Origin of the sequence: Mesorhizobium sp. M0998 (assembly GCF_040318885.1) — a bacterium.
Classification (GTDB): Bacteria; Pseudomonadota; Alphaproteobacteria; order Rhizobiales; family Rhizobiaceae; genus Mesorhizobium.
In genome coordinates, this window is sequence record NZ_JAMYND010000002.1 from 48,632 (window position 1) to 60,768 (window position 12,137).

Consider the following 12,137-nt stretch of genomic DNA (forward strand, 5'->3'; position numbering starts at 1 on the left):
ATTCCTTGACTGTGACGATGACCTTCCAATTCCCTGTCGGCGAGCAACGAGGCCGACACGGACCGCCAGAGGGCAAACGGGCACTCGCAGCCTGGACCGCCGCGCATCAAGCGCAGGGGAACAGGATCACGAAATCGACCGTCGATCTCAAGCTCTTCGCCGCCGACTGGGTCATCGTCTGCGATCGCGGGAGCGGGACAATCGGTGGCGCGCCCTACACTGGCCTGCATGCGATCTTCATGCGAGCCGGCCCAACAGGGAGGCTGGTCGAGTTTCGCGAGTATTTCGGCGAGATCGCCGCGTGAGCTCCGGCCGCCGCGCGACGAACATAAAGGTGCGAGGAAGCGGCGTCGTCGCGGCCTCGATGCCTCCGAACTCCAGATGAAAAATCTTTAGGTGACTTATGAACGAGACCATACCCGGACTGCCCGGCTCCGCCACCCATTCAAGGGTGAAACCTCGTGCCGATGCTGGCATCATCGGGCGGCCGATCGACCGCATCGACGGTCCGCTCAAAGTGACGGGCGGCGCCACATACGCATACGAGAATGAGCTGGATGGTACAGCCTATGGCTACATTCTCGGCGCCTCCGTCGCCAAGGGCCGCATCGCCGAGATCGACACGACCGAAGCCGAACGGGCGCCGGCAGTGCTGCTCGTCATGACGCACCGCAATGCGCCGGCCCAGCCGGATTTCGGCCCAACGGTCACGCCAACGGTGCCGGAGGTCTTCACGCGCCCCCGGCCCGCGCTCAACAGCGATCAGGTACGGTATTACGACGAGCCGGTCGCGCTGGTCGTTGCGGAGACGTTCGAGGCGGCGCGCGCTGCTGCGGGCCTCATCAGAGTACGTTACGACGAGGAGCCGGGCCTCTACGATCTACCGGGACATATCGCCGACGCCTACGCGCCAAAGCGGACCAATGCCGGCTTCGAGACCGACAGCGTGGTCGGCGACTTCGAGCGCGCCTTTGCGACGGCGCCGATCAAGATCGATTCCACTTACGGGACCCCCTTCGAACATCACAATCCGATGGAGCCGCATGCGACGCTTGCTGCCTGGTCAGGCAACGAGCTGACGATCCGTACATCGGCGCAGACCCTCGCGAACTTCCGGGCCGGGGTCGCCAGCACGCTTCGCATCCCGCTCGAGCGAGTGCGCATCGTCAGTCCCTTCATCGGCGGAGGCTTCGGCTCCAAGCTGATTGCCCATGCCGACACGATCCTGGCCGCACTTGCAGCGCAGGTGCTGCAGCGCCCCGTGAAGATCGCGCTGACGCGACAACAGATGTTCGCCAATGCCGGTCATCGCGCGGAGATGGTCCAACAGGTACGTCTCGGCGCGGACACTGACGGGCGGCTCACCGGGATCGCACACGATGTCTGGTCGGCAACGTCCAGCTTCGAGGAGTACTGCGAACAAACGGCAGTTTTTGCGCGCTCGCTCTACGCGGCGCCGAACCGTCTCACCCGCCATCGCCTGGTTCCGCTGGACATCAACCGCGGCGAATGGATGCGCTCGCCCGGCGAAGCGCCCGGCATGCTGGCTTTCGAATGCGCCATGGATGAGCTCGCCGAGCGCGCCGGTCTGGACCCGATCGAACTCAGGATCCGCAACGAACCGGCACAGGATCCCGAGCGCGGCGTGCCGTTCTCCACCCGCAATCTCGTCGCCTGCATGGAGGAAGGCGCCCGCCGTTTCGGCTGGGAGCGGAGAAACCCGACACCGGGCCGAACTCGGGAGGGCCGCAAGCTTATCGGCCACGGCATGGCGGCGGCGATCCGTCCGAACTATATCGGCGCGGCGACGGCGCGGGTTGCGATCGACCGGGACGGTCGGGTGACGGCGCGGCTCGACATGACCGATATTGGGACCGGCACCTATACGATCCTGACCCAGATTGCCGCCGAGAGCCTCGGCCTACCGATCTCGTCCGTCAAGGTGGAGCTCGGTGACAGCCGCTTCCCGCGTACCGCCGGCTCCGGCGGGTCCTGGGGCGCAGCAAGCGCGGGTTCGGCCTTGTATAATGCGTGCAACGTCCTCAAGGAACGGATCCTGGAGGCGGCGCAGTCGAACGAAGCCTCGCCGTTGCGCGGCGCGAACGCCACCGAGGCAAGCTTTGCCGACGGCGAGGTCAGGGTCGGCCAGCGATCGGCGAGCCTGACCGATCTTATCCGAGGGATCTCTCCCGATGGACTCGAAGCCGAAGGCTCCGTAGCCGCGGGCGCCACCACCCAGTCATACAAGACCTATTCGCAGCATTCCTATGGCGCGCATTTCGCAGAGGTCGCTGTCGATTGCGATACCGGTGAAATCCGCATGCGCCGGATGCTGGCTGTGATCGGCGCGGGCCGTATCCTCAACGCCAAGACCGCGCGCTCGCAAATCATCGGCGGCATGACCTGGGGGATCGGTGCAGCGCTGATGGAGCAGACGGTGCTCGACCCGCGCTACGGCCACTTCGTCAATCACGATCTTGCCGAGTATCATGTGCCGGTCAATGGCGATGTCCCCGATATGGAGGTCGCCTTCCTCGAGGAAGACGACGACAAGGCCAACCCGCTTGGCGCAAAGGGTCTCGGCGAGCTCGGCGTGTGCGGTGCGGGGGCTGCTGTCGCCAACGCCGTTTACAACGCGGCCGGCGTGCGAGTGCGTGAATTTCCCATCACCTTGGACAAGGTGCTGCCTGCCTTACCTGTGATCGCTATTTGACGCTCTCCTCCCTCGCCCTCAACGGTGACCAGGTCGAAACGGATCGCTATTTCTGCGCCATCGACGACGACGCCGGTGGTTGACAGCGCTTTCCGACCCTTCCATACAAACGCCGTCAATGTTCTCAGGGCGGGGTGAAAGTCCCCACCGGCGGTAAGGGTCTCGGCCCAAGCCCGCGAGCGCTTTCCGGTTAGCCGGAGAGGTCAGCAGATCCGGTGTGATTCCGGAGCCGACGGTCACAGTCCGGATGGAAGAGAACGAAATGGAAGACGGTCCGCTTTCGCGGTTCGGACTCCGTATCGTGCGTCCTGATTCTGGTTCGAAACGGAAGGATGGACCCATGAATCAGCATTCCCACAACGACTATGAAGCCATCCGCGTTGCCGTCATTCGCGCGCGTTGGCATGCCGATATCGTCGACCAATGCGTTGAAGCATTCGAGGCGGAACTGGCGGTTCTCGGAGAGAAACGCTTTGCCGTCGATGTCTTCGATGTGCCTGGCGCTTATGAGATTCCCCTGCATGCAAAGACGCTTGCCGTGACCGGCCGCTATGCCGCTATCCTCGGCGCCGCGTTCGTCGTCAATGGCGGCATCTACCGGCACGAGTTTGTTGCAAGCGTGGTCATCGACGGTATGATGAATGTGCAATTGTCGACTGGCGTGCCGGTGCTTTCGGCGGTGCTGACGCCACACAACTACCATGACAGCGCGGACCATCACCGCTTCTTCTTCGAGCATTTCAGGGTCAAAGGCAAAGAGGCGGCCAGTGCCTGCGTGCAACTGCTGGCGGCACGCGAACACATCGCGGCGTGAAACCTCCACCGCCGGGTGGAAATCCCGGTAAGGCGCTGTAGTATCTCACGAAAACCAGGGAGGATGCCGGTGCAGACCAAGAAGATCATCAATGACGGTAACCGCTCCGTCGACGAGATGCTGGAGGGCATCCTGGCCGCGCATCCGCGCCATCTCAGAAGCGCGGACGGCAGTCCGCGCACCATTATCGCCCGCGACGGACCGCGCCCAGGCAAGGTCGGTCTCGTCATCGGTGGCGGCTCGGGCCACGAGCCGACCTTCCTCGGCTTCGTCGGCAAGGGGCTGGCCGACGCCGCCGCGATCGGCAATGTCTTCGCCTCGCCGCCGCCGGACCCGATCCTCGAATGCGCCAAGGCGGCCAGCGGTGGCGCCGGCGTGCTGTTCATGTACGGCAACTATGCCGGCGACGTGATGAACTTCGACATGGCCGCCGAAATGGCGGCAATGGACGACATCGAGGTGCGCACCGTGCTGACCACCGACGATGTCGCCTCGGCGCCGCGCGACCAGAGGCAGAAGCGGCGCGGCGTCGCCGGCAATTTCTTCATCTTCAAGGCCGCCGGTGCCGCATGCGACCAGATGCTGTCATTCGATGAATGCGAGCGTATCGCCAGGAAGGCCAACGATCACACCTTCACCATGGGCGTGGCGCTGTCGCCCTGCTCGCTGCCGCAGACCCGCCGGCCCAATTTCGAGATCGGACCGGACGAGATGGAGATTGGCATGGGCATCCATGGCGAGCCAGGCATCGCGCGCGGAAAGTTGAAAACGGCCGACGAGATCACCGACGAAATGCTGGACAAGGTCCTCGACGAGATGGCGCCGGCGCGCGGCGATAAGGTCGCCGTTCTGGTCAATTCGCTCGGCTCAACGCCGTTGATGGAGCTCTACATCATGAACCGACGCGTCAAGCAGAGGCTGGATGACGTCGGTATTTCCGTCCACGCGACCTGGGTCGGCAATTACTGCACCTCGCTCGAAATGGCCGGCGCCTCGGTGACGCTGATGCATCTCGACGGCGAGTTGCAGGCGATGCTCGACCATCCTTGCGACGGCGCCATGTTCCGCGCCGGCTGAGAAAGCATCATGACCTCGATCGATTCAGTCGGCTTGAAAAGAATGTTCGATGAGATCGCGGCGGCGATCGACGCCGACAAGGACAGGCTCTGCCAACTCGACGGCGTCATCGGCGACGCCGACCATGGCATCGCCATGGCACTAGGCTTCACAGCTGCGCGCGATGCACTAGCGCAACTCGACCTCGCGGCGACCGAGCCGACGGCGCTGCTCAACACTGCGGCGAAATCCTTCCTCAACGCGGTCGGCGCCTCGTCAGGCCCGCTCTATGCGACCGCCTTCATGCGCGGTGCCGCCGCCGTCAAAGGCAAGGCAATTCTGGAGGACGCTGACACCATCGCCATGCTCCGGGCGATGGCGCAAGGCATCCAGGATCGCGGCAAGGCCGAGCTCGGCGAAAAGACCATGGTCGACGCCTGGCTGCCGGCTGCGCAAGCAGCGGGTGCCGCGCAGGAAGCCGGCAAGAGCCTGTCCGAGAGCCTGGAGGCTGCACTTGCAGCGGCCGAACGAGGTGCCGAGGCGACCAAGGGCATGATCGCCGCCAAGGGCCGCTCATCGCGGCTCGGCGAGCGCTCGCTCGGGCATATGGACCCCGGCGCCGCATCGGCCGTGACGATTATCAGAGCGATGTGGAACAGTCTGGCTTAACCCCGCTTCGCCGCGTCGAGCCTGTCGATCGCCTGGACATTGCCGGCCGACGGTCCCTTCTCATCGAATTCCGATGCAAGCCATGCATCGACGATCGACTTGGCCAGTTCCGGGCCGATGACGCGGGCGCCCATGGTGATGATCTGGGCGTTGTTGGATTTTGCCGCGCGCTCGGCCGAATAGGTGTCGTGGGTGAGTGCGGCGCGAATGCCGGGCACCTTGTTGGCGGATATGGATACGCCGATGCCGGTGCCGCAAAACAGGATGCCGCGATCGTTTTCGCCGTCCAGGATGGTCTGGGCGAGCTTCTGTGACAGGTCGGCATAGTAGCCCGACTGGCTGAGGTCGCTAACCGTGAGGCCGGGCTTGGTAGCGAGGTGAGCGGCAATGACGTCGAGCAGCGGCTTACCGGCGCTATCAGCTCCAATGGCAATTTTCATGTTCCGTTTCCTTCCTGTTTGGTGATTCAGATCGCCGCCGAGGCGCGCTTGAGGATGTCGATATAGCCGTCCGCCTGCCAGGCCGAGCGGCCGATGAACAAGCCGTCGATGTTGGGCTGGCCGACCAGTTCGGCGGCATTTTGCGGATTGACGCTGCCGCCATAAAGCACCGGCGGCACCACCGGCAGCAGGTCGCGTGCGATTTTCTTGATTAGCGCCTGCTGCCTGTCGGCATAGTCCGAACTGGCCGGCACGCCCTTGTCGCCGATCGCCCAGACGGGCTCATAGGCAAACAGGATCGTCGCCGCCTTCGCCGCGCCTTCGAGAAACTGCAGCGCGCCGTGCACCTGCAAGGCCAGCACCGCAGCGGCCTGCCCGCTGTCGCGTTGAGCCAGGGTCTCGCCGACGCAGATGAGTGGCACGAGACCATGCTTCACCGCCGCCGCAGTCTTCAGACCGACGGCGTTGTCGGTCTCGCCGAAATGCTCGCGCCGTTCGCTGTGGCCGAGCTCGACCATGTCGAGGCCGCAGTCTTTCAGCATGACCGGCGAGATCTCGCCGGTCCAGGCGCCGGCGTCGGCCCAATGCATGTTCTGCGCGCCGACCTTGATGCGCGTCGGCGACAGCGCTTTCTTGACCTCGCGGATCGCCGTGAAGGGCGGGATGACGAAAGGCTGGATGCGCTCGTCGAAACCGGGGACGAACTCCGCCAGCGCCTCGGCGAAAGCCATCGCCTCGGCGAGCGTCTTGTTCATTTTCCAGCTGGTGCCGACCCAATAAACCATACGTGCCCTCCTATTCTGCGATCACTGTCAGCGAAACGCCGGCACCATCCAGCGCGGCGCGCATCTGCGGCTGCGGCTCGCGGCCGGTGAAGACCGTGTCAAAGGCCTTGAGATCTGTCAGGAAGTGCAAGGCAGTGCGGCCGAATTTCCCATGATCGACCAGCAGATATTTGCGCGCTGCTGCGGCCATCATCAGCCGTTTGGTCTGGACCACTTCCTGATCCTGGTGAAAGGCAGAGGCACCATGGATGGCCGATGACGACAGGAACGCGACATCGGCGCGCAATGATTTCAGCGTGTCCTCGGCGAGCAGGCCGAAGAAGCCGTGAAACTTCTTGTTGTATTGGCCGCCGAGCGCAATCAGGTTGATGCCGGCAACGCCCGCCAAATCCTGGATGACGGCCAGATTGTTCGAGATCACCGTCAGCGGACGCAGATCGGCAAGATGCCGAGCAACGCCGCCCGCGGTTGAGCCATCGTCGATGATCACCGTCTGACCCGGTTCGATCATCGTCACGGCAGCGGCGGCGATGCGCTTCTTCTCGTCGCCGGCCAGCCGCTGGCGGTAGCGGAAATCGCTCTCGAAAAGGCTGCTCGGCTGGATCGAGGCGCCGCCGCGCACCTTGCGCAGGAAGCCGCTTTCCTCGAGCTCGTCGAGGTCGCGGTGGACAGTCATCTTTGACACGCCGAAGCGTGAGGCAAGATCGTCGACACTGGCGGTGCCGATGTCCATCAGAAAATCCATGATGCCTTGCCGGCGGCCGTCGCTCTTCATTTCCGCGGCATCCTTGTGCAATCCGGTTCCGAGATATAACAGCAAACGTCGCACAAGCCACCAAATTTTTGTGATAATGTTATATCTCTTTGGGATATCATGACGCTTCTGGTCGCGTCCTGTAACAAGAATTGCTGCCGGCCGAGCGCCCAGCGGTTGCGGTGCCGCGGAAATCCGGCCAGAAGCATCAGGGGCTCGTCGACAACCGAACGGCCCGCAAACACTGGCTCGAAACCGGATACGGGAGACTACTGAGTGGCTCGCATCACACTGAGACAATTGCTCGATCATGCCGCCGAATACGGCTATGGCGTGCCTGCCTTCAACATGAACAATATGGAACAGGGCCTCGCCATCATGGAGGCAGCCGAGGAGACCAAATCGCCGGTTATCCTGCAGGCGAGCCGCGGCGCACGAGCCTACGCCAATGATGTGGTGCTGGCCAAGCTGATCGAAGCGCTGGTCGAAATCCATCCCGATATCCCGGTCTGCATGCATCTCGACCATGGCAACAACGAAGCGACCTGCGTCACCGCGATCCAGCACGGCTTCACTTCGGTGATGATGGACGGATCGCTGAAGGAAGACGGCAAGACGCCGGCCGACTACGCCTATAATTCCGGCATCACCCACCGCGTCGTCGACATGGCGCATTGGGGCGGCGTCTCGGTGGAAGGCGAGATCGGCGTTCTCGGATCGCTGGAGATGGGCGGCGGCGAGCAGGAGGACGGCCATGGCGTCGAGGGCGTCATCAGCCACGACCAGCTGCTGACCGATCCCGTGCAGGCCGAACAGTTCGTGCGCGACACCCGTGTCGATGCGCTGGCAGTCGCCATGGGCACCAGCCACGGCGCCTACAAGTTCAGCCGCAAGCCGGACGGCGCTGTACTGGCCATGAACGTCATCGAGGAAATCCACCGCCGTCTGCCGAGTATGCATCTCGTCATGCACGGCTCGTCCTCGGTGCCGGAGGAGTTGCAGGAGATCATCAACAAATATGGCGGCCAGATGAAGCCGACATGGGGCGTGCCGGTCGAAGAGATCCAGCGCGGCATCAAGCACGGGGTGCGCAAGATCAATATCGATACCGACAACCGCATGGCGCTGACCGGCGCAATCCGCAAGGTGCTGACCGAGAACCCGAGCGAATTCGATCCGCGCAAATATCTGACGCCGGCAATGGCCGCGATGCGGAAGCTGTGCAAGGAGCGCTTCGAGCAATTCGGCACCGCCGGCAACGCACCGAAGATCAAGCCGCTGCCGCTGTCGGAAATGGCCAAGCGCTACAAGTCCGGAAGCCTCGATCCGAAATTTGGCTGACGTATTCCGGCTCTGAGCAGGAGCTGCCTCAGCTCCTGCTCATCCGATCATGCTCGCGGCAAGAGATCGGCCCGGCCGGTCTCGATAAAGGGTGCCCAGTAGTCGACCGACTCGCGGATCATGGCGATGACCTGGTGGTCGACGGGCTCGCGCTCGCGGAACGACAATTCGAGGCAGATCTCGTTGTCGACGCCGCCGCCACGGCGAACCGTCTCCAGCAGCTTTTCCGGCGTGATGCGGCCGTCCTTGTTGTGAGCGGCAATGAACGGCCAGTGACCACCCTTGTTCATCGACGACTGCTTGACGTGGATGATCGGCGATTGCCTGGGAAAGGCTTCGGCCCAGGCATAAGGGTCGGTGTCCGCCGGATTGCTCGAGGTCACGTCGCCATGGTCGATGTCGACCATCATCTTGAACGGGACGGCCATGCCGGCCGCTTCGATCTCGCGCTGCAGTGCCCGGCAGCTTTCGATCGTATGGCCGAATTCGCGGCCGACCGACATCGGCTCCCAGAACAGGTAGGTCAAGCCGGCTGCTTTGGCATGCTCGGCGACCTCGCGCCAGCATTCCAGCGCGATGTCGAAAAGCCGCGCGCGACGTTCAGGATTGTCGTAATCCCGGCGAGTGAAGATCGCGAATTGCGTGCCCATGCCTGCGGCGCCGAGCTCGGCCGAAACTTCTGAAAAGGTCTTGAACCAGTCGACGTAGTAGCGCCGCACGTCGGCATCGGGATGGCCGAAATGATTGAGCCGGCCGTAAGGGCCGGTCATCGCGGAGGTCACGCGCACACCGGTGCGGTCGAGCGCGGAGCGGAACAGGCGGACGAATTTGGCGATCGTCGCCGCCGGCCAGCCGGGATTGACGAATTCATGGGTGAGTTGGACGTCCCTGATACCGATCTGATAGGCGATCGCGTCGATCAGGTCGTCCGGCTCCGCAAAGCGGTTGACCAGCGGATTGGTGTTGAGCGAAAGCGTAAAGGCCATCAGCCGGCCTTTGCCAGCCGGCTCGAGCACCAGTCCTCGAAGGCGGTTCTTTCCGCGGCGGACAGATGCAGGCCGTGCTTGGTGCGCCTTTCGAGAATATCGGCGGCGGTCTCGGCCCATTCATGCTCGAACAGGTAATTGGCTTCGCGCTCGAAAAAATCCTTGCCGAAGCGCCGGCCCAGTTCGGCGAGCGAGGTGGCCGCGCCGACCAGATCGCGCGTCCTTGTGCCGAAGAGCCTGCCGTAATGCTTGACCAGCGATGCCGGCATCCAGGGAAATTCATGGCCGAGGTCGCCGAGGAACTGCTCGAAATCGGCATTGGCGATATCGCCGCCCGGCAGGTGCCCTTTCGAGGTCCACGGCTTGCCCATTTTCGGAAAGAACGGGGCGATACGGTCGAGCGCGTGCTCGGCCAATTTGCGGAAGGTGGTGATCTTGCCGCCGAAGACCGAAAGCAGCGGCGCCTGCCCAGCCGGTGCGTCGAGTTCGAATATGTAATCGCGGGTCACCGCGCTCGGATTGTCGGCATTGTCGTCATAGAGCGGCCTGACGCCGGAAAACGAGTAGACGACGTCGCTTCGTGCGAGCTGGCGCTTGAAGTAGCGATTGACTGCCTTGATCAGGTAATCGATCTCGCTCGCATCGGCGGTCACGTCCTCCGGCCGCCCTTCATAGGGAATGTCAGTGGTGCCGATCAGCGCCAGATCGTCCTGATAGGGATTGATGAAGATCACCCGCTTGTCGCTGTTCTGAACGAGATAGGCCTGCCGCCCTTCCCAGAATTTCGGCACAACGATGTGGCTGCCCTTGACCAGGCGCACGTTGCGCCTGGAATTCTGGCCGCCGACGCGGTTGATGACGTCGTTGACCCAGGGTCCGGCGGCGTTGATCAGCGCCCGTGCCCGGACTGTGGTCCTGACGCCGGTTCGACCGTCGCGCATCTCCACCGACCACAGGCCGTTTTCGCGGCGGGCAGCGGTGCAGGCAGTGCGGGTGAATATCCTGGCCCCACGCTCCGCGGCGTCGAGCGCATTGATGACGACCAGGCGGGCGTCGTCGACCCAGCAGTCGGAATATTCGAAGCCGCGCTTGAAGCTGTCCTTGATCGGCGCGCCTTCTGGCGCGGTGCGCAGGTCGAGCGTGCGGGTGGCCGGCAGTCGCTTGCGGCCGCCAAGATGGTCGTAGAGGAACAGGCCGAGCCGCACCAGCCAGGCCGGCCGATCATCGGGGCTGTGTGGCAGCACGAAGCGCATCGGCCAGATGATGTGCGGCGCGGATTCGAGCAGCACCTCGCGCTCGATCAGCGCCTCCCGCACCAGGCGGAACTCGTAATATTCGAGATAGCGCAAACCGCCATGAACGAGCTTTCCCGATCGCGAACTGGTGCCCTCGGCAAGATCGTCCTTTTCGCAAAGAATGACCGACAGACCCCGGCCCGCCGCATCGCGCGCGATTCCGGCGCCATTGACACCGCCGCCGATGACGAAGAGGTCGACGATTTCGGTTTCACCGTTCATCTCGCTCTATGCCCTGTCGTCAGCATGGATTGACCGGAGGCAGCCCGGCGATGTAGCGGCGCACTTCCTGGGCCGCCTGCTCGGCCGCGTAGGTCACGGTGCGTACCGACGCGCCGGCGATATGCGGCGTCAGCGTCACGTTCGGCAGTTGCAACAGCGGCCAGTCGGCAGGCACCGGCTCGATGGCGAACGTCTCCAGCATAGCGCTGCCGATCTGCCCCGAGACGAGCGCATCGTAGAGCGCATCGTAGTCGACCAGCGGTCCGCGCGCGGTATTGACGAAGATTACGCCGGGTTTCATCCGGGCGATGGCGTTCTTGCCGATCAGGCCGCGCGTCTCCTCGGTGACCCGGGAATGCAGCGTGACCACATCGGAGCGCGACAGCAGATCGTCCAGCGCAACCAGTTCGACGCCGGCATTGCGGTCCTCGGCGCTCAATTGCACATAGGGATCGCAAACCAAGATGCGGCAGCCGAAGGCGCGCAGCAGGCGAACCAGCCTGGTGCCGATATTGCCGTAGCCGATGACGCCGACGGTCATTTCGTTGAGCTCGCGGCCGGTGCGATCGGCGCGGTAGAGATCGCCGCGCCATTCGCCCTTGCGCAAGGCTTCGTGACCGACGCGGATCAGCCGCGTTTCAGCGAGAATGGCGCCGATGGTGAACTCGGCCACGGCGCTGGCGTTGCGGCCGGGCACATTGACCACGGTGATGCCGTGGGCCTTGGCGGCGGCCATGTCGATGTTGATCGGTCCGCCGCGCGAGACCGCAACCAGCTTGAGCGTGGGCAGGCGCTGCATCATGCTTTCGGAGAGCGGCGCAAGCTGGGTGACGAAGATTTCGGCGTCGCCGATGAAATCCACCACCTCGTCGGGATCGCCGAAATACTCCTTGACCTTGTCCAGACCAAGCGCGGCATTGCCGAATTGCATCGGCTCGTCGGGCCAAGCGGTCTCAATGCTGCGGATGTCGAGATTGTCGCCGCAGGCCGCCTCGATTTTCTCGCGAAACACTTCCGGAAGCATGAAGCGGTCGCCGATGATCGCAATTTTCTTGGGCATGC

12 protein-coding genes and 1 riboswitch are annotated in these 12,137 nt (G+C 63.5%); of the genes, 6 read left to right on the top strand and 6 right to left on the bottom strand.

Annotated elements, in window-relative coordinates:
• Positions 1–17: 17 nt before the first annotated feature.
• The 5 genes from NKH59_RS02040 (at position 18) to dhaL (ending at position 5,252) form a co-directional block, all read left to right on the top strand.
• Positions 18–305: a nuclear transport factor 2 family protein gene (locus NKH59_RS02040; protein ID WP_353020745.1), complete on the top strand. Its 288-nt coding sequence runs from the start codon at positions 18–20 to the stop codon at positions 303–305.
• A 98-nt stretch (positions 306–403) separates the two neighbouring features.
• Positions 404–2,713, top strand: coding sequence for a xanthine dehydrogenase family protein molybdopterin-binding subunit (locus tag NKH59_RS02045; RefSeq protein ID WP_352503005.1), 2,310 nt, complete (start codon positions 404–406; stop codon positions 2,711–2,713).
• Between the two features lie 116 nt (positions 2,714–2,829).
• Positions 2,830–2,976, top strand: a riboswitch (FMN riboswitch).
• 77 nt (positions 2,977–3,053) lie between these two features.
• A complete protein-coding gene (locus NKH59_RS02050) occupies positions 3,054–3,527 on the top strand; it encodes a 6,7-dimethyl-8-ribityllumazine synthase (RefSeq protein ID WP_352503004.1) in 474 nt (157 codons plus the stop codon).
• Positions 3,528–3,596: 69 nt separating this feature from the next.
• Positions 3,597–4,604 (top strand): dihydroxyacetone kinase subunit DhaK, encoded by a 1,008-nt coding sequence (locus NKH59_RS02055; protein WP_353020748.1) that lies wholly within the window; start codon positions 3,597–3,599, stop codon positions 4,602–4,604.
• 9 nt (positions 4,605–4,613) lie between these two features.
• On the top strand, positions 4,614–5,252 hold the full coding sequence (gene dhaL / locus NKH59_RS02060) for a dihydroxyacetone kinase subunit DhaL (protein ID WP_352542232.1): 639 nt from the start codon (positions 4,614–4,616) through the stop codon (positions 5,250–5,252).
• Here the strand turns inward: dhaL and derI are convergent.
• The 3 genes from derI to NKH59_RS02075 are packed head-to-tail and all read right to left on the bottom strand — an operon-like array spanning position 5,249 to position 7,252.
• Entirely contained in the window at positions 5,249–5,692 is a 444-nt protein-coding gene (gene derI, locus NKH59_RS02065) for a D-erythrulose-4-phosphate isomerase (protein ID WP_023676015.1), read from the bottom strand. The two genes, dhaL and derI, sit on opposite strands and share 4 nt — an antisense overlap.
• Before the next feature lie 26 nt (positions 5,693–5,718).
• A complete protein-coding gene (locus tag NKH59_RS02070) occupies positions 5,719–6,477 on the bottom strand; it encodes a triose-phosphate isomerase (protein ID WP_352472271.1) in 759 nt (252 codons plus the stop codon).
• A gap of 10 nt (positions 6,478–6,487) precedes the next feature.
• Positions 6,488–7,252 carry a DeoR/GlpR family DNA-binding transcription regulator gene (locus NKH59_RS02075; protein ID WP_023676017.1) on the bottom strand — a complete coding sequence of 255 codons (765 nt, stop codon included), beginning with the start codon at positions 7,250–7,252 and terminating at the stop codon, positions 6,488–6,490.
• Positions 7,253–7,507: 255 nt separating this feature from the next.
• Between NKH59_RS02075 and fba the strand changes: the two genes are divergently transcribed.
• Positions 7,508–8,572: a class II fructose-bisphosphate aldolase gene (gene fba / locus NKH59_RS02080; RefSeq protein WP_352503001.1), complete on the top strand. Its 1,065-nt coding sequence runs from the start codon at positions 7,508–7,510 to the stop codon at positions 8,570–8,572.
• Between the two features lie 47 nt (positions 8,573–8,619).
• On the opposite strand, the gene NKH59_RS02085 is transcribed toward fba, so the two are convergent.
• The 3 genes from NKH59_RS02085 to NKH59_RS02095 are packed head-to-tail and all read right to left on the bottom strand — an operon-like array spanning position 8,620 to position 12,135.
• Positions 8,620–9,558 (bottom strand): sugar phosphate isomerase/epimerase family protein, encoded by a 939-nt coding sequence (locus NKH59_RS02085; RefSeq protein ID WP_352503000.1) that lies wholly within the window; start codon positions 9,556–9,558, stop codon positions 8,620–8,622.
• Entirely contained in the window at positions 9,558–11,075 is a 1,518-nt protein-coding gene (locus NKH59_RS02090; protein WP_352542233.1) for a glycerol-3-phosphate dehydrogenase, read from the bottom strand. The genes NKH59_RS02085 and NKH59_RS02090 overlap by 1 nt, the downstream gene beginning before the upstream one ends.
• Positions 11,076–11,094: 19 nt before the next feature.
• Entirely contained in the window at positions 11,095–12,135 is a 1,041-nt protein-coding gene (locus NKH59_RS02095) for a 2-hydroxyacid dehydrogenase (RefSeq protein WP_352502998.1), read from the bottom strand.
• Positions 12,136–12,137: the final 2 nt, after the last annotated feature.

Coding starts and splice junctions, on each gene's coding strand:
- NKH59_RS02040 (WP_353020745.1), top strand. CDS start 18: ATGACCTTCCAATTCCCTGTCGGCGAGCAACGAGGCCGACACGGACCG.
- NKH59_RS02045 (WP_352503005.1), top strand. CDS start 404: ATGAACGAGACCATACCCGGACTGCCCGGCTCCGCCACCCATTCAAGG.
- NKH59_RS02050 (WP_352503004.1), top strand. CDS start 3,054: ATGAATCAGCATTCCCACAACGACTATGAAGCCATCCGCGTTGCCGTC.
- dhaL (WP_352542232.1), top strand. CDS start 4,614: ATGACCTCGATCGATTCAGTCGGCTTGAAAAGAATGTTCGATGAGATC.
- derI (WP_023676015.1), bottom strand. CDS start 5,692: ATGAAAATTGCCATTGGAGCTGATAGCGCCGGTAAGCCGCTGCTCGAC.
- NKH59_RS02070 (WP_352472271.1), bottom strand. CDS start 6,477: ATGGTTTATTGGGTCGGCACCAGCTGGAAAATGAACAAGACGCTCGCC.
- NKH59_RS02075 (WP_023676017.1), bottom strand. CDS start 7,252: ATGAAGAGCGACGGCCGCCGGCAAGGCATCATGGATTTTCTGATGGAC.
- NKH59_RS02085 (WP_352503000.1), bottom strand. CDS start 9,558: ATGGCCTTTACGCTTTCGCTCAACACCAATCCGCTGGTCAACCGCTTT.
- NKH59_RS02090 (WP_352542233.1), bottom strand. CDS start 11,075: ATGAACGGTGAAACCGAAATCGTCGACCTCTTCGTCATCGGCGGCGGT.
- NKH59_RS02095 (WP_352502998.1), bottom strand. CDS start 12,135: ATGCCCAAGAAAATTGCGATCATCGGCGACCGCTTCATGCTTCCGGAA.